Source organism: Robinsoniella sp. RHS (assembly GCF_001029355.1).
Lineage (GTDB): Bacteria > Bacillota > Clostridia > Lachnospirales > Lachnospiraceae > Robinsoniella > Robinsoniella peoriensis.
In genome coordinates this window covers 44,422-61,648 of record NZ_JNGB01000011.1, presented here as the reverse complement: position 1 = coordinate 61,648, position 17,227 = coordinate 44,422, and the positions used below count along the sequence as shown (strand labels likewise).

The 17,227-nt window shown below is 41.1% G+C and carries 16 protein-coding genes and 2 pseudogenes; 15 read left to right on the top strand and 3 right to left on the bottom strand.

What is annotated here, in order from left to right; genetic code table 11:
* The first annotated feature begins 18 nt into the window (after positions 1-18).
* The 13 genes and pseudogenes from RHS_RS30275 to RHS_RS05620 all read left to right on the top strand — a co-directional run bounded on the left by RHS_RS30275 (position 19) and on the right by RHS_RS05620 (position 14,040).
* On the top strand, positions 19-1,056 hold the full coding sequence (locus RHS_RS30275; RefSeq protein WP_395021468.1) for a LacI family DNA-binding transcriptional regulator: 1,038 nt from the start codon (positions 19-21) through the stop codon (positions 1,054-1,056).
* Positions 1,057-1,103: 47 nt separating this feature from the next.
* Positions 1,104-2,342: an anhydro-N-acetylmuramic acid kinase gene (locus RHS_RS05670; RefSeq protein ID WP_044288891.1), complete on the top strand. Its 1,239-nt coding sequence runs from the start codon at positions 1,104-1,106 to the stop codon at positions 2,340-2,342.
* 233 nt (positions 2,343-2,575) lie between these two features.
* The gene (locus tag RHS_RS05665; protein WP_138002850.1) at positions 2,576-3,577 is read left to right on the top strand and encodes a sugar ABC transporter substrate-binding protein; all 1,002 of its coding nucleotides are present in this window, start codon (positions 2,576-2,578) and stop codon (positions 3,575-3,577) included.
* Between the two features lie 24 nt (positions 3,578-3,601).
* Positions 3,602-5,119 carry a sugar ABC transporter ATP-binding protein gene (locus tag RHS_RS05660; protein WP_047832579.1) on the top strand — a complete coding sequence of 506 codons (1,518 nt, stop codon included), beginning with the start codon at positions 3,602-3,604 and terminating at the stop codon, positions 5,117-5,119.
* Positions 5,116-6,066 carry an ABC transporter permease gene (locus tag RHS_RS05655; protein WP_052377654.1) on the top strand — a complete coding sequence of 317 codons (951 nt, stop codon included), beginning with the start codon at positions 5,116-5,118 and terminating at the stop codon, positions 6,064-6,066. The genes RHS_RS05660 and RHS_RS05655 overlap by 4 nt, the downstream gene beginning before the upstream one ends.
* Positions 6,067-6,163: 97 nt before the next feature.
* Entirely contained in the window at positions 6,164-6,841 is a 678-nt protein-coding gene (locus RHS_RS05650) for a transaldolase family protein (protein ID WP_027292518.1), read from the top strand.
* Between the two features lie 196 nt (positions 6,842-7,037).
* Entirely contained in the window at positions 7,038-7,709 is a 672-nt protein-coding gene (locus tag RHS_RS05645) for a response regulator transcription factor (protein WP_047832626.1), read from the top strand.
* A 41-nt stretch (positions 7,710-7,750) separates the two neighbouring features.
* Complete coding sequence (locus RHS_RS05640) at positions 7,751-8,758, top strand: sensor histidine kinase KdpD (protein WP_047832578.1); 1,008 nt, start codon at positions 7,751-7,753, stop codon at positions 8,756-8,758.
* Positions 8,759-8,889: 131 nt separating this feature from the next.
* On the top strand, positions 8,890-9,573 hold the full coding sequence (locus tag RHS_RS05635) for an ABC transporter ATP-binding protein (protein WP_027292521.1): 684 nt from the start codon (positions 8,890-8,892) through the stop codon (positions 9,571-9,573).
* A gap of 46 nt (positions 9,574-9,619) precedes the next feature.
* The gene (locus RHS_RS05630; protein ID WP_047832577.1) at positions 9,620-10,309 is read left to right on the top strand and encodes an ATP-binding cassette domain-containing protein; all 690 of its coding nucleotides are present in this window, start codon (positions 9,620-9,622) and stop codon (positions 10,307-10,309) included.
* Positions 10,310-10,326: 17 nt separating this feature from the next.
* A complete protein-coding gene (locus RHS_RS05625) occupies positions 10,327-12,543 on the top strand; it encodes an ABC transporter permease (protein WP_047832576.1) in 2,217 nt (738 codons plus the stop codon).
* 238 nt (positions 12,544-12,781) lie between these two features.
* Positions 12,782-12,871: pseudogene (locus RHS_RS30270) on the top strand (DUF6783 domain-containing protein); the annotation flags it as partial.
* Positions 12,868-14,040, top strand: coding sequence for an adenosylcobinamide amidohydrolase (locus RHS_RS05620; protein ID WP_395021462.1), 1,173 nt, complete (start codon positions 12,868-12,870; stop codon positions 14,038-14,040). The pseudogene RHS_RS30270 and the gene RHS_RS05620, both read left to right, overlap by 4 nt.
* Before the next feature lie 55 nt (positions 14,041-14,095).
* On the opposite strand, the gene RHS_RS05615 is transcribed toward RHS_RS05620, so the two are convergent.
* The 3 genes and pseudogenes from RHS_RS05615 to RHS_RS30265 all read right to left on the bottom strand — a co-directional run.
* Positions 14,096-14,764 (bottom strand): SdpI family protein, encoded by a 669-nt coding sequence (locus RHS_RS05615; protein WP_047832575.1) that lies wholly within the window; start codon positions 14,762-14,764, stop codon positions 14,096-14,098.
* Positions 14,757-15,032: an autorepressor SdpR family transcription factor gene (locus RHS_RS05610; RefSeq protein WP_027292525.1), complete on the bottom strand. Its 276-nt coding sequence runs from the start codon at positions 15,030-15,032 to the stop codon at positions 14,757-14,759. Before RHS_RS05610 ends, RHS_RS05615 begins: the two co-directional genes overlap by 8 nt.
* Positions 15,033-15,198: 166 nt before the next feature.
* Positions 15,199-15,267, bottom strand: a pseudogene (locus RHS_RS30265) (DUF6783 domain-containing protein); the annotation flags it as partial.
* Between the two features lie 215 nt (positions 15,268-15,482).
* Between RHS_RS30265 and RHS_RS05605 the strand changes: the two are divergent.
* Complete coding sequence (locus RHS_RS05605) at positions 15,483-16,178, top strand: response regulator transcription factor (protein WP_044295818.1); 696 nt, start codon at positions 15,483-15,485, stop codon at positions 16,176-16,178.
* On the top strand, positions 16,163-17,218 hold the full coding sequence (locus tag RHS_RS05600) for a cell wall metabolism sensor histidine kinase WalK (protein WP_138002858.1): 1,056 nt from the start codon (positions 16,163-16,165) through the stop codon (positions 17,216-17,218). Before RHS_RS05605 ends, RHS_RS05600 begins: the two co-directional genes overlap by 16 nt.
* The last annotated feature ends 9 nt before the right edge of the window (positions 17,219-17,227 follow it).

Genomic DNA, 17,227 nt, shown 5'->3' with positions numbered 1-17,227 from the left:
ATTAGTGAGGTTGGACATATGGGGGATAATGGAGAAAATAAGGAAAAGACAATCAAAGATGTGGCGATATTAGCCGGTGTATCGGTTGCAACTGTGGGCAGAGTAATCGGCAATTATGGATCTGTTTCAGAGAAGACCAGAGATAAAGTAATGAATGCAGTCAGGGAATTAAATTATTCGCCTAATGCCATTGCGCAGGGTATGAGAGGCCGGAGTATGAAGACTATCGGCATTGTAATCGGAAGTATTAAAAATAGTTTTTTTGGAGAAATGGTATATTCCATAGAACGGGTAGCAAGAAAAAATGGTTACAATACATTGATCTGCAATACCCATGAGAAACCGGAATTAGAATTACAGCACATGGAAATGCTTCGTACAAAGCAGGTAGACGGCATTATTCTGGCATCCATATTTGACAATATTAAGGCAATTCCCAAAGACAAGCGGGTTTTGTATAATGGTCCGATTCCGGTTGTTTGTGTTGACCGGAAAATCGAAGGCTTAAACCGTGATTTGATTGAAACTGCAAACAAAGATGTGGCTTGTGAGGCTACATCCTACTTATTGGATTTGGGTCATCGTAAGATTGGTGTCTTTGGGGCAGGGCGTCCCATGATCACTACTGTCAGGGATCGTGTGGAAGGCTACCGCAAAGCCTTTCGGGATAAAGGAATTGATTTAGATGAAAGGTACATAGAAACCTTCGACTGGGAGGAAGAAGCTGTAGAGAAAGAAATTGATGAGTATCTGAATAAAAACGAAGATATTACAGCCATTCTTATTTTAAACGGATCACTGACAACTGCTATATTCAGGGAACTGAAACTTCGTTCTGAAAACTGGCTGAGTGAAAGGTCCATTATTACATGGGATGAAGAAGATATGATACAGCTGATGGATATTACTACAGTTGAACAGCAGGTTGAGAAGATGGGAAGAATTGCGGCTGAGAGAGTATTTACTCAGGTGGAACATCCCGAAAGAGAAGAAGATGGAATGAAGATTGTATTAAAAGGACATTTGAATATCCGAAGGTCCTGTAAAAAACGATAGCAAACCGGTAAGGTTACTATAAATAAAACAAAAATGGAGGTAAACAAATGGATTTAATTATGGGAATGAACAGTGGTTCATCATTTGATGGTATTGACGTTGTTCTGGCTGAAACTGAAATGGATGCAGATGGGTTTCCAAAGGCACCGAGATTTATTGCGGGAGGCTCATACGACTGGCCCGAAGAGGTTAAGGAAATCGTTACAGCTTCCTTTGAAAACAAAGTGGATATGGTGGGACTGAACCGATTAAATTATATCTGCGGCGCAGTCTTTGCAGAAAAAGCGGTTCAATTTATGAAAGAAAATAATATTAACTCCAGAGATATCAAGGTTCTTGGACTGGATACCCAGACTATTTACCAGGAACAGCCGGATCACAAAGCAATCGCTGAGATGACGGTAGAACAGAAAGCAGACTGGCCGGGCAGGTGGCTGTCGAAAGCATATCCTGCAGGCTTCCAGATGGGTGAAAGTTCCGTGATTGCAAATCTTACAGATATTGATACCGTTACGCATTTTCGTCCGGCAGATCATACCTGGGGCGGCAGTGCAGCACCTCTTATGCCGTATCTGGATTTTATTATGTTTAGAAAAAAAGAAAATCCTTCCATGACATTAAATATCGGAGGTATTGCAAATCTTCATCTGGCAAGTAAGGACAGACGCCAAATGTTTGGATTTGATACAGGTCCGGGGAATGTAATTTCTAATTATATGTGCAAAAAGCTTTTTGGCCTGGAATATGATAAAGATGGTATGATTGCGGAGCGTGGGAATGTCAATGCAGATTTACTGGATCATTTTATGAAGCATCCGTTTTTTGACAGGCCGGTACCAAGATCCGGATGGATTGCGGACTATAGTGCTGAGTACATAGATAGTGTTATAGAAAAGTTCAAATATCTGCCCAAAGAAGATATTATTGCAACTGCATGTGCCTTTACCGGTGCGGCGGTAGCAAAATCAATGACGGATAACATTCCGGCTGATATTGTTGCAAAGACAAATACTCTTTATGCAAGCGGCGGAGGTGTGAGGAATCCGGCGATTATGAAAGAAATTCAGGCAAGAATTCCTCAAAATATCAGATTGACTACTTCTGCAGAGATTGGAATTCCTCCGGAATACAAAGAAGCAGTAAAATTTGCAACAATCGCATATTCCACGATTCATTGTGTACCTGGAAATATTCCGGCAGCAGGACATGCATCACAATATGCAATTCTTGGTAAGATCGCCTTGGCTCCAAGAAATATTAAAGGCGGAGCAGAGTTTGTGAGATAAATCTATAATAAAGTGATAGTAAAACGATAGATAATACCATGAATAAAAGATTGCTGGGCTTAGCTCTTCCCGGGATTTCATTTGGGATCAATCCCAGGAAGGGCTTCACATAAACATAAAAACATCTTCATTATAATATAGGTATAGTATTAATTCAAGCATCATTATACGGCAAAAATAAAATAAGGTAAAAAATCGGGCAGGCAGCCTGATTATATATAAGGAGGATTCATATGAAGAAGAAAATATTATCAGTTTTATGCTGTGCTGCATTGGCAGTTAGTTTCGCAGGCTGTGGATCAAATGATGCGGGTACCGCTTCTTCCTCTGCCGCAGGAGTCACGGAAGTGAAGGAATCTGAGTCCAAGGCAAAATCAGATATTGCACTTGGTATTTCATTTGGGCAGAACGTACATCCATTTTTTAAGGCAATGCAAAAAGGTGCGGAAGATGCGGCAAAAGAATTGGGTGTGGAACTAGTTGTACAGTCAGCAGACAGCAGTGTAGAAAAACAGACAACACAGATAGAAAACCTGGTACAAAGCGGTGTAAAAGCAATTTTATTAAACCCATATGATTCTGCAGCAGTGGCACCAGCTTGTCAGGCTGCACTGGATAAAAACATAGGCATATTTACGATGGACATCACAGTAGACGGGGCGGAAGCAACTTCCTTTATTGCTTCTGATAATGTGAAAATCGGTGAAATGCTGGCTCAGTATATAGATGAACAACTGGGTGGTAAGGGAAAAATTGCATTGTTAGTTGACCCTTCTGTTTCTTCATTAAAAGACCGTGAAAAAGGATTTACCGACTATATTAAGGCAAAAACCCAGATTGAGATGGTAGCAACCCAGAACGGTGCCATTGAGCGAACAAAATCTTTGGAATCAGCAGAAACTATTCTCCAGGCACATCCCGATATACAGGCATTTCCGGGAATAAATGAGAACTCCGCATTGGGAATAGCAAGCGCTGTTAAGGCTTCCGGATTAAAGGATATTATCCTTACCGGAGTTGATGCTACGGAAGATGTTATGAATGGAATCAAAGACGAAACGCTGGCGATTGGCGTTGCCCAGGATCCATATCAGATGGGATATGAATCCGTAAAAAATGCAGTAAAGTGGATCAACGGCGAAACAGTAGATAAAGAAATTAAACTGGAATGTGAATACATGACAAAAGACAATATCCAGGAATACATAGACAGAGAAGCTCAGTATCTAAAATAATCGCAAAAATTATGAGGTGAAGCTGTGGGAAAAACAATAGTAAAGATGGAAAATATAACAAAATCATTTGCAGGTATCAAGGCACTTAATAATGTACAGCTGGATCTCAGAGAAGGCGAAGTACATGCTCTGATGGGGGAAAACGGGGCAGGAAAGTCAACCCTGATGAAGATTCTTACCGGAGTATATACAAAGACAGAAGGGAAGACTATGATCGCCAATGCTGCAGGACAATTGGAAGAGATAGACATCAAGACGCCTTTGCAGGCACAGCAGTTAGGGATCAGTATGGTGTTTCAGGAATTTAATCTTCTGGAAAATATGAATATAGCAGAAAATATATTCCTGGGTAGAGAGCATTTAGACAAAAAGCACTGTATCGATAAAGCTGCCATGTATGCGGATGCGGCAATGGAATTGGGAAAAGTCAATTTAAAGCTGGATACAAAGACAACGATCAGTTCTCTGAGCTGCGGACATAAACAGTTAATTGAAATTGCAAAATGCTTATCTTTCCATGCAAAGGTAATCATTTTAGATGAGCCCACAGCCAGTCTGACCGATAATGAATCACACATTCTATTCGAGATTATACGGGAACTGAAGTCTCGGGGAATCAGTATCGTCTACATTTCACACCGTATGGAAGAAGTTTTTGATCTGGCAGACAGAATTACAGTTTTTCGTGACGGGGCTTATATCAGCACGGTAGAACGGGATGATTTTGATGAAAAGGCAATCATTAAAATGATGATCGGACGGGAGCTGGAAGAAAAGATTCCAAAAGGGAATGTGACGGTGGATGAGAATAACGTTGTGCTGGAAGTCAGAAATGTAAAAATATATCCTGGCTCCATCCCTGTTAATTTTAAACTTTATAAGAAAGAAATTCTTGGATTCTTTGGACTTGTGGGAGCGGGCAGAACAGAGCTTTCCAGGATCATATTCGGAATTGACTCCATTGCAGACGGTGAAATTTATATAAAAGGGAAAAAAGTAAGTATTGGATGCCCAAGAGATGCAATTAATGCCGGAATCGGGCTTGTTCCGGAGGACAGAAAGGATTTGGGGCTGGTGCTTGGAATGAGTATAAAAGATAATATGCTGCTGTCGAAACTGGCTCAGTTTAAGCATGAGATTCTAAGAAAAGAAGAATTGCAGGATATCACGGGGACATATATTAAAGACCTGGCAATAGCTCTTGCCAATGAGAACCAGGCAGTGAAAGAATTGAGCGGAGGAAATCAACAGAAAGTGGTAATTGCGAAGTGGCTTTCCATGGCACCGGACGTACTGATTATGGATGAACCTACCAGAGGAATTGATATCGGTGCAAAGACAGAGATCTATAACCTTATGCGCAGGCTCACCGAACAGGGAATGAGCATTATTATGATTTCGTCTGAGATGGCTGAAATCATGAAAATAAGTGACCGTGTGGTAGTTATGCATGAGGGAAGTAAAACAGGGGAAATGAATTCCCAGGAAGTTACACAGGAGGCACTTATGAGCGCAGCTATCGGAGGAGGAAAGGGATTATGACTACTGCAAACAAGAAAAAATTGAGTTTTGATACAATGAGACAACTGGTGCTCGTTTTCATCCTTATATTTATCTGTCTGTTATGGACGGTGTTAACACCCACATTTCTGACATTTAACAATATCATTAATGTAATCCGCCAGGCATCTTATACAGCAATAGCATCTATTGGTATGACGATGGTTATTATCGTTGGGGAGATTGATTTGTCTGCCGGTTCTCTTGTTGCAGTAAGCGGTTTGGTTGCAACCTGGACATTTAAAATGACCAATTCTGTAATTCTCGCTGTTTTAGCAGCGATATTCATGGGAGTTGCCGTTGGATTATTTAATGGATTTCTTACGGCAAAAGGAGATCTGCCGGGGTTCATAGCAACTTTGGCAAGTATGACGATCTTAAGAGGAATGGCGTATATTGTAACGGGCGGTGATCCTATTTCAATTACAGATGACAGGTACCTAAATATTGGTACGGGATATGTGGGGTTTTTACCGATTCCGGTAATAATTATGGCAGTCTGCGTGATAGCCGGTTCATTTATCATGAATAAGTTACGTTTTGGGCGATATGTCTATGCAGTGGGTGGCAATGCAGAGGCCAGTAAGTGGTCAGGGCTGAATGTAGATAAAGTTAAAATTATTGTATACCTGATTATGGGCGTACTGACAGCGGTTGCAGGTCTTATAGTTTCAGCCAGACTTGGTTCAGGCCAGCCTTCCGCCGGGCAGAGTTTTGAAATGGATTGTATTACTGCTGCGGTTGTAGGCGGTACCAGTATGTCAGGCGGAAAAGGCAAGTTATTCGGAACAATTGTGGGTGTTTTACTGCTGAGTGTACTAAGTAACGGGATGACGCTGATCGACATTAACTCTTATTGGCAGCAGGTTATAAAAGGCGGAATTATCGTGGTAGCTGTATTAATTGATACAAAAACAAAGAAACGTTAAATATTTTTGGGACTTTAAGAAATTGTAGAATTAATTTTCAGAACACGTTTAACATCATAAAATATCACGTAATTCGTGAGAATAAGTGGAGGTAAGCATGCAGTTAATTTTAGATACGGCAAATCTGGATCAGATTAAATTGGCAAATGAATGGTTTCGCATATCCGGGGTCACTACAAATCCAACCATTATAGCAAGAGAAAACACTGATTTTCTCCAAAGGCTTTATGATATTAAGAATATTATTGGAAATAAGCAGCTTCATGTTCAGGTGGCGGGAACATCCTGGCAGGAAATGGTTGCAGATGGACTTGCTCTAGTGGAGAAAGTGGATAGAGATATCTTTGTAAAAATACCATCAAATTTTGAAGGCTACAGAGCAATGAAAGAGCTGAAGGAAAAGGATATTCATGTTACAGCTACGGTAGTATATTCACCAGAACAGGCATATATAGACGGTTTGGCAGGTGCAGATTACATAGCAGTATATTATAATAAAATGTATAACAGTAATATGGACCCTGCAAAAACTGTTCGGGAGATTACTCAGCTGTTTGAAATGAATCATATAAGCAGTAAAGTCCTTGGAGCAAGCTATCGCAATACAAGACAGGTAATCGATACTTTTCTGGCTGGAGCAAGGGCAGTCACATTACCGTATCCTATTCTGGAAGAGTTTTGCAAAAATGCATGTGTTTCTGCAGCGGTGGAGGGATTTGCAAATGATTGGAGAAAAGTCTATGGTAAAAAAACGGTAAAAGATCTGCTTGCCTAAAACGCTGATACAGGGGCAGCCGTGATGTGCCGGAAAAAGATGGGCTGGCAGATTTTTTGCAGAAAGAATGAATTTTCATATAGCAATTATCTTGAGAATGAAATATACTGAAATAATATCGGTAGTTCATAAAGTTAAGATCGGGCTGCAGATCAGTAGTAGTTTATGGCAGCTGTTCTATGGAAATGAGGTATACATGATCAGGATATTACTTATAGAAGATAATGAGGATATTATAAAAAACCTAACAGAGTTGTTAAAGGAGGAAGGTTTTGCGGCTGTATCCGGCAGGACCAGAAGTGAGGCAATGGAAATACTGGAGCAGGAGCAGTTTGACCTGGTATTATTAGATTTAATGCTGCCGGATGGAAGTGGTTATTCTATCTGCAGGTATATTAAACAGGAGTGGGAGCTGCCGGTTATCATGCTTACAGCATTGGGAGATGAAGCAAGTGTAGTCACAGGATTTGACCAGGGTGCAGACGATTATATTGCAAAACCATTCCGGCCGTTGGAATTAATATCAAGGGTTAAAAATGTATTGCGGCGGTGCGGAAAATCGCAGTCTGTATTTCGGATTTCCAATTTATACGTAGATACGGTAAAAGCATATGTTTCTAAAGATGGGAGGGAAATCAACCTCTCTTCTTTAGAGTACAGGCTTTTATTGGTATTTTTGAATCATCAGGGAGAGGTGCTGTCCAGAAACCGCCTGCTGGAAGAAATCTGGGACATTGCCGGGGATTTTGTGAATGACAATACGCTTACGGTCTATATTAAACGGCTCAGGGAAAAGGTGGAGGATGATCCTGCGAATCCTGTGATCATCAGGACGATCCGGGGACAAGGCTATAAAATAGGAGATTAAGAGAGACTGCAAATCAGCCAAAGGCAATAAGGAGTGTCGATATGAATTTACTAAGAAACTCAGAAGTAAAAAGACAATGTATACTTTATGCCGCTTTCTCAGTTCTGGCTGTTTTCGGCGGTGTTTGGATATCAGTACCTAGCGGTATTTATGTAGGGATGATCTGCGTCATTGGGGGTGTGATCTATTATTTATTTACCCGCAGGCGTTATAAAAAAATATCTGTCATGAATGAGGGGCTGGATCAGATACTGCATGGTGATTATAGCATGGATTTTATGCAGGATCAGGAAGGGGAGCTGGCGATTTTAAGCTGTGAGATCTATAAGATGACTGTCAGATTAAGGGAACAGGCAGAAATGCTGCAAAGAGACAAAGTCTATCTTAGCAATTCGATTGCAGATATCTCGCATCAGATTCGGACTCCTCTTACGTCCATACGTATGATTACGCAGCGGCTGCAGCGGGAACAAATTTCTGAAGAAGAACGGGTAAGAAAAGTACAGGAAGTGAACAGCCTGTTATCCCGTGTAGATTGGCTGATCGCCTCTCTGCTGAAGATTTCACAGCTGGAATCCGGTACGGTGAAATTCCATTTCGAATCTGTTCCTGTGAGCACACTGGTGAAAAAAGCAATGGAACCACTGGAAATTCCCCTGGAGTTAAAGGAACAGAGGTTCCTTATGGAAGTCGGAGATGAGATCAGCTTCAGAGGGGATGTTTTATGGAGTGTGGAAGCGATTGGTAATATCATAAAAAACTGTATGGAACATACTCCGGCAGGCGGAAGTCTATGTATAACAGCAGAGGAAAACCCTGTATACACTAAAATAGTAATTTCAGACAACGGTGAGGGGATTGCGCCTGAGGATCTTCCGCATATTTTTGAAAGGTTCTATAAAGGAAAAGGATCCGGCCAAGGGAGTTTTGGAATCGGACTGGCGTTGTCTCAAATGATTATTAGCCGGCAGAATGGTACAGTGAAAGTTCAAAATGGAATAAATAGCGGTGCAGAATTTCAGATTTGCTTTTATAAGGGGGCTGTGTAAGGCCTTCTTTTTTTGCTTTCAAAACAGAGGCATTGTATAATAAACTTCAGTTGTTAATGACAATATTGTAATTTTAGAGTCACGGCAGAGTCACTTTATTTTGCTATAATAATTTCAGGGAGAGGTGCAGCATGGAAATTTTAAGGGTGGAAAATTTAAATAAGAAATATGGAAGTGGAAGTAATCAGGTTCATGCTTTACAGGATGTTTCTTTTTCGATAGAGAAGGGAGAGTTTGTTGTTATAACCGGACCGTCTGGTTCCGGAAAATCTACACTGCTTCATCTGCTTGGAGGTGTGGATACTCCATCCTCAGGCAGTATTTCTGTGGATGGAAGAAATATTCTGCAAAAAACAATTGACGAAATGGCAATCTACAGGCGCCGCCAGATTGGTCTGGTCTATCAGTTTTACAATCTGATTCCTACCCTTAATGTGGAAGATAACATCACACTTCCTCTAAAACTGGATGGACGCAAGGTTAATCAGGAACATTTATCCAGGCTTTTAGATATTCTGGATCTGAGTAAGGCAGTAAAACAATTGCCCCGGCAATTGTCCGGCGGCCAGCAGCAGAAAGTTGCTATTGGACGCGCCCTGATCCATGCGCCGGCATTTCTTCTGGCAGATGAACCAACTGGTAATCTGGACAGCGTAACCAGACAGGAAATAGTGGAACTGCTGAAATATTCAAATAAGTATTATAAACAAACGCTGATTGTTATTACACATGATGAAAGCATCGCTTTGCAGGCAGGCCATTTAATTGAAATCTGTGATGGTAAGGTAAAGACAGACAAAGTCATAAATGAATAGGCGAATAGGCCACTTGAAGTACGTATAGAAACAGGAGGTTTGATAAATGGACATAGTGAAATGTGTTGGTCTGACTAAAATTTATGGTTCAGACAGTAACCAGGTAACAGCTCTTAAAAATGTAGACCTAACCGTAGAAAAAGGGGAATTTGTAGCAGTGATCGGATCATCCGGATCCGGCAAATCCACATTGCTGCATCTGATTGGTGCGGTTGACCGTCCTACGAAAGGAAAGATTCATATAGAGGGTGTTGATATAACTGCTCTCGATGCGGTTAATGCAGCAATCCTGAGACGGAGGCGGGTAGGGCTAATTTACCAGTTTTATAATCTGATACCTACTCTGACGGTGGAAAAGAATATCATGCTTCCGTTACTATTAGACAAGAAAAAACCGGATATGGAGTATTTTTATGAAATTGTGAATGCATTAGGGCTTGCAGATAAAAAGAAATTTTTGCCAAGCCAGTTATCCGGCGGCCAGCAGCAGAGAGTAGCAATTGCCCGATCTTTACTATACCGTCCGGCTATTCTGCTGGCAGATGAGCCCACCGGTAATCTGGACCAAAAAAATTCTAATGAAATTATGGACTTATTAAAATTTTCCAACCGTAATTATGAACAGACAATACTGATTATTACTCATGATCAGAAAGTAGCGCTGGAGACAGATCGGATCATAACAATCGGAGATGGGAGAATCCTGTCAGATGAACCAGTGGAAAGCTTGCGATAAATCGGGGGGAAGATGAAATGTGGAAAGTGTACTCAAAGAGTTATATTAAAAATAATAGAGCTGCAAGTATTTCAATTATAGTGGCGGTCCTGATATCCTCCGTATTTATATCTGCAATCAGTGCAATTTTTTATAATATGTGGACAGATAACATAGACCGCATTGTGGCTAAGGATGGGGCATGGCATGGAAAGATCGTTGGAAATGCCACAATGGAAGAAATAAAGGCAATAGAAAACAGTCCCAAAGTTGAGAAAGTAATGCTCAGCCAGGATACAAATGGGGAAACCAGTATTGAAATTTATTTAAAAAATCCCAGAAGTATTTATAAGGAATTACCGGAGATTATAAAGCTGGCAGGGATAGATATACAGGGGGATGCAGAATTACAATACCACAATATGCTACTCTCCCAGTATTATATTTATTCTCCGGAGGAAAAGAAAAATCCTCCGCTGCTCATGACTTTTTATATATTTGTTATGATAGTTACCTGTTTTTCTCTGGCTATGATTATCTATAATGCATTTGGAATTACCATGAAGTCCAGACTGCATCAGCTCGGTATCCTGCAAAGTGTCGGTGCGACACCAAAACAGATACGTGCAGCGTTGATGCAGGAATCTTTTGCATTAAGTCTGCTGCCAATCCTGGCAGGGATGGTTTTTGGAATTGGGATTGATATTCTCTTCCTGAAGTTTGCCAATGTGATCGGAGACATTGATAATAGAGCAGATGCGCGGTTTTGCTATCACCCACTGGTATTTCTTGTTGCCTCTGCAGTTTGCGTGCTGACTGTTTATGCGGCATCTGCAAGAGCTGCCAGAAAATTAAGTAAAGTAATGCCTTTGGACGCTATTAGCGGAGGGGCTGAACCGCCGGTTAAGAACGTTAAAAAATACCGTCTGCTTTCTGCCATATTTGGGATAGAAGGAGAGCTTGCCAGAAAATCACTGTATACAAGAAGGAAAGCCTTTCGCACGGCCAGTATTTCACTTACACTGTCCATCCTGATGTTCAGCTTTTTCTTAAACTTTATGACCCTGTCCGATATGAGCACCCAGCAGACCTACTTTGAAAGGTATAAAGACGCCTGGGATTTTGTGGTTACGATAAATGGAACAGAAGAACAGGAGAATCGACTGTTAAATGAGTTCCGTAATATACCGGGAGTCTCTGATTGTACAGCTTACCAAAAGGCAGAAACCTATACATGGATAGATGAAAACATGCTGTCTGAGGAACTGAAAGACCTGGGGAGCATAGACAGCCTTGGTGATGTGGGTATTCTGAAAGAGGGAGAAAAATACCGGGTACCTGTTCCCATTGTAATACTGGATGATAAAAGTTTCCAGGCTTACTGCAAAGAGATTGGGATAGAGGATATGCTGTCTATAGGAAGCAGCGTGGTTACTGTAAACAGAATCTGGGATAACATTCACAGTGATTTCCGAAATAGAGAGTTTCTTCCTTTCATAAAAGAAGGGGAGGGGCAGATTCTGGAACTGGAGCCGAAGAAAGAAGGAATGAAGGAATCAAAAAAGGAAAAGAAACCGATACCCGTAAAAATAGGTGCTTATACAGATCAGACACCAAATCTTCGGGAAGAATATAATTATTTTTCGCTGCTGCAGATTATGTCAGCTAGTTTCGAGCAGAGATTTCCAGATCGCATTGTGGGAAATGAGCGGTACGTTCGAATACTGACTGATTCAGATAAGGAAATAGGACAAGTGGCAGTAAAGCTCACGGAAGTTCTGGATAAAAGTGGTTGTAACTACACTCTGGAAAACCGTAAATCAGAAGAAGCGTATAATACGTTGTCCAGAAAAGGAATGAATATTATAATGGGTATCTTGTGCGGAATGTTATCCTTTATTGGAATAGCCAATGTTTTTGCTAATACACTTGGGAGTATTTATCAACGCAAACGGGAATTTGCCCGGTACATATCGATTGGACTTACTCCGGGCGGGGTTAAGAAGATTCTATTTATGGAAGCGCTGATTATCAGCATGAAACCGATTTTAATCTGTCTGCCCCTGAATATTATGTTCGTGGTATTCTCTGTATATTTAAAATATGGGGATTTTGTGAAAATTATGCCGATTAAGCCCCTTTTCATAATGGCATTGTTTATTATAGTGACAGTAGGTTTTGCTTATTACATTTCTGGCAGGAAAATTTGCAGGGCGGATATAGTGGAAGCATTGAAAGATGAAACTATGCTTTAAATTTTGGAGTGCTGGTATGCGGCTGGAGTCAGTGGATCAGTGACCCTTGCTATGTGGATGCTGTGGCACTGGCTATGATCTGCACTGGAATGTACAGCCAGCCCGGGAATCAGGCAAACATTCAATGAGAATTTATCATATTTTTAGGACGCACTTAATAAAATGTGGAGATAGACAGCGTACCGGAACATTAGCTGATTACGGGATAATCATTGTGGGAAGCTAACGGAACAAATTCCCCAAAAAGTGTGATGAACAGCTGTCAGAAAGCAATTTTAAAACACGTTCCCGAGCAGCTGCATGTATAAGGAAATGGGGTATGAAATGAAAATTTATAAGCTCTCCTCACAAGATGATGTTTACCGTTATAAAAAATCAGTTGTAATATGCTTTAAAGGAAAACGCAAAGTATTGAGTACCGGGCCAAATAACGGCGGATACCGCACGGACCTGACTGCTGTATTTAACAATGACGGGAACCCGGGAGCCGGGATGGCATCTGCATTGCGGGCGGCTACCTATGAAGAACATATGCATATCATAGCAAAAGAAGATCTGGGAATTGATCCCAAAAGGGCTACCGGACTGAATACGGCGGCATATATGGAGAACCTTTCGATAAAATCATTGACGTTCCAAGATTTTACGGTTACGGCTTTAGTAACAGCGGGTATTCGTGTAAATGGAGGGAGGGTGGGAGATCCGGCAACATGGCATGAAAAGTCCGGTGTCTCTTATGAAGTAAAACCCGGTACCATTAATATTATCTTGTTTATTGATGCGGATCTTTCGCCGGATGCCCTTGCAAGGGCGCTGGTTACCTGTACGGAAGCTAAGACAGCAGTTTTGCAGGAACTTCTGGCACCCAGCCGATATTCTATGGGAATTGCCACTGGTTCAGGTACAGATGGAAGCATTATTGTGTGCAATGCAGAATCGGATACCCACCTGACGAATGCCGGTAAGCATTGCAAGCTGGGAGAGTATATTGGAAAAGTGGTAATGGATGCGGTAAGAGAAGCATTGTTTTTACAAAGCGGGATGAACCAGGAATCTCAGCACAATATCATTTGCCGCATGGACCGGTTTGGAATTACGGAAGATCTGATATGGGCGATTTATGATAAAATGAATATCCCCGATAAACTTAGCCGGGCTGAGTATACCCATCGTCTGCATGTATTATGCCGGGATGATAAAATGGTTACATATACCTCCCTTTACGCTCATCTGCTGGACCAACTTCTATGGGGGATGATTAGTGAAAAAGAGGCATGGATGGCGGGCAGGGAGCTGCTATATCTGATGGGGATGGAGCCGGAAGGGGATGAGGCAGATTTACAAAAAATGATTGGTCATTTCCGGGATGGGCTGGCAGAGCTGGCACAAAAGGATATTTCATCATTTGCAGCATGCAGCAGTAAAAATAGTGATGCAAAAGAAGGGAGTATGGTCCAAGAAGAAAGTGGAGAGATTTCAAAAATATATGGACTGTAAAACAGAGGCATGAAAAATAAAAATGACCCTGTTTTACAGTCTTATAAAGGTGCAATTATTGTTTTTCCTGTCCCTTATACAAAAAGAAAGAATACATTACGGGTACAATTGCAAGAATTAGTACCACTGTGATGGTAAGAGGTACTCCATAAACCAGATTATTCGTAAGTAAAAATGCGGAAACAATGATAATGATGCCTCCGAATATCCACAAGATGCCTGCCAAACGGTGTGTTTTATTCCAATTGTCATCGCTGTGCAGTGTCCAGGGTAATTTCAGGCCTATCGTATAATTGCGTCTGCATTTTGGAAGATAGTTACCGCAGATAATCATAAGTCCACCGGCTGTTACCAATGAAATCAGGGCAATTGGTATGTTCACTCCCATGCTGATAAATAGGGTTACCGGTACGATGATCAGGGACAGCAAAGGGATCAGCCATATGCTTAATAATCTTAACGCTTCGGAGTGTGCTGCTCTTTTGGGATCGCTAAATAAACGTATTTTGGAATATAGATTTACTGCCAAAAATAATATTGGAAGCCCTATGGCGGCAATGGACTTCGGCAGATATCCGTCCGCAGTTCCGGTATTATTCCAGTGGACTGCAATTTGAACCGGCAGATCCTGATAGATTACAACAGATAAAATAATCGGCAGTAAACAGATAAAGGATGTTATCCACATAATGATCGTATCTTTTTTTTCTATTCTTTTATTCATTTTTATTACCTCCATTGAATTGTGAAATCCATAGCATTAATTCTTCAAAGACGGATACATTCAGCTCGTAATAAATGTAGTTTTTATACTTGCTTTCATATATTAGTCCAGCCTTTTTTAACTGTGACAAATGATAAGAAACAGTAGCACCGGTCATCTCAAAGTTTTTAGCAATTTCTCCAGCAGACATTTTCCCTTCCTTAAGCATAATGAGAATATCACGTCTGACCGGATCAGAAAGTGCTTTGAATGTTTCTGCAAATCCCAATGGATCACCTCCTGACTATTTAGAAATATTTCTAAATAGATTCTAGTACAAACGAAATGAAAAGTCAACTCTATTTAGAAAAAATTCTAAATAGAAATATTTACCAGACAGAGGAAAACTCATTGATGTTATCCGGGACTGCATATATAATGTTAGAATACTGTTATCATATTTTGCAGATACCAGAATTTGTTTGAAAAATCATTTCCATTATCTGCATGCCCCTGTTTGCGTGGAATTTACCCGCTGCGCCTCCATATTTGGCGCATCCCTACCGGTTCGCATATATTGATATAAGCAATTTTAAACACGCTCTGGGACAATCAGGAGTCAGGAGAGATAAGGCTGAAAGAAAATTATGATATAGAAGGGAAGCCACGGTGTGATTCTTTCAACCTGTTTTATTGTGGCAGTATTGCAGACAAGTCTGCAATATGCATGGGTATAAAAATGGAGAAAACATATAACATACTGCTTGTGGAAGATGATTTAAGTCTTCTGGACGGACTGGTCTATTCGCTGGAGAAGCATCACTTTTCTGTAACGGTTGCCAGAACGGTCAGAGATGCAATAACGCTGTATGCAGCTGGATCTTATGATTTAATACTGCTGGATCTGACCCTCCCCGACGGCTTAGGGTTTGAAGTCTGCACCTATGTGCGGGAGCGTTCTGCAGTTCCGGTTATTTTTGTCACTGCTTCTGATGAAGAGGTGAACATTGTGAAAGGGCTGGATATAGGCGGGGATGATTACATTACCAAACCCTTTAAACTGAACGAGTTAATTTCCAGAATAAAAGCCCTCATGAGGCGTGCCGGGATGTCCGGGCAAAATAGCGGGGTGGTGCTGAAATCCAATGGGATTACCATTAAATTTCTGGAAAACCAGGTTATCTGTGATGGTGAAACACTGGATTTGATCGGAAATGAATACAAGCTTCTTTGCCTTTTTATGCAGAATCCCAATATTGTACTTACCCGGCAAATGATACTGGACAGGCTCTGGGATGACAAAGGAAACTTTGTGGATGATAATACCTTATCCGTTTATGTACGAAGGCTGAGAAATAAAATAGAAGAAAACCCTGACCGCCCGGCGAAGATTTTGACTGTACGGGGGGTTGGATATCAGTGGAAGGTCAGGTGAGTGACATGATTGTACTGCGTCAGAAAGAAATGAATAAGATGCTTACGGCAATAGCGGGCATTGTATTTGCAGCTGTTGTAATGGGGCAAATCACTGCCGGCTGGTTTTCCGGTCAGTATACCCGGTTTATCATTTTAGTTTTAACGCTGCTGCCGGGGATCACAATTCTGATAATTGTGCATGTTCATTTTCGCAAACAACTGCTGGAGGTTGAGCAGTCCATTAAGACCATCAATTCTTTTATCGATGGCAACAGTGAAGCCAGACTGGAAGATGACAGTGAAGGCAGTTTTTCAAAATTATATCATACAGTTAACCGAATGGCTACCGTGCTGGAAGCCCAGGCAGCCAGGCAGAAGAACACAAAAGATTTCTTAAAAGATACCATTTCCGATATTTCACATCAGCTGAAAACGCCTCTAGCAGCGCTTAATATGTACACCGAAATCATACAGGATAATCCCGAGGACAGCAGCACGGTCAAAAACTTTATGGTTAAGACTCAAAGGGAGCTGGACCGCATGGAGATGCTGATTCAAAATCTGTTAAAAATTACTAGACTGGATGCTGGTGCAGTAATAATGAATAAAAAGATAGAAAATGTATCCGAATTAATGAATGAAATAAAACAGCGTTTTGAAACCCGCACAATCAGGGAAGAAAAGCTGATGACCCTGTCAGGAGATACATCCCAGAACTTGCTGTGTGACCAGGACTGGATTTTGGAGGCAGTGAGCAATATTGTTAAAAATGCGCTGGATCATACAAAAGCGGGAGATGAGATTCATATATGCTGGAAACAGCTTCCGGCAGTGAAACAGATTATCATAGAAGACAACGGGAGCGGCATCCATTCCGATGATATTCATCATGTCTTTAAAAGGTTTTACCGCAGCCGTTTTTCAAAGGATTCGCAGGGAGTCGGACTTGGACTCCCCCTTGCAAAATCCATTGTGGATGCCCATGAAGGAGATATACTGGTTGAGAGTGAGTTGGGTAAAGGCTGCAAATTTACGCTTAGTTTTTTAAATCTTACATAAAATATGTTT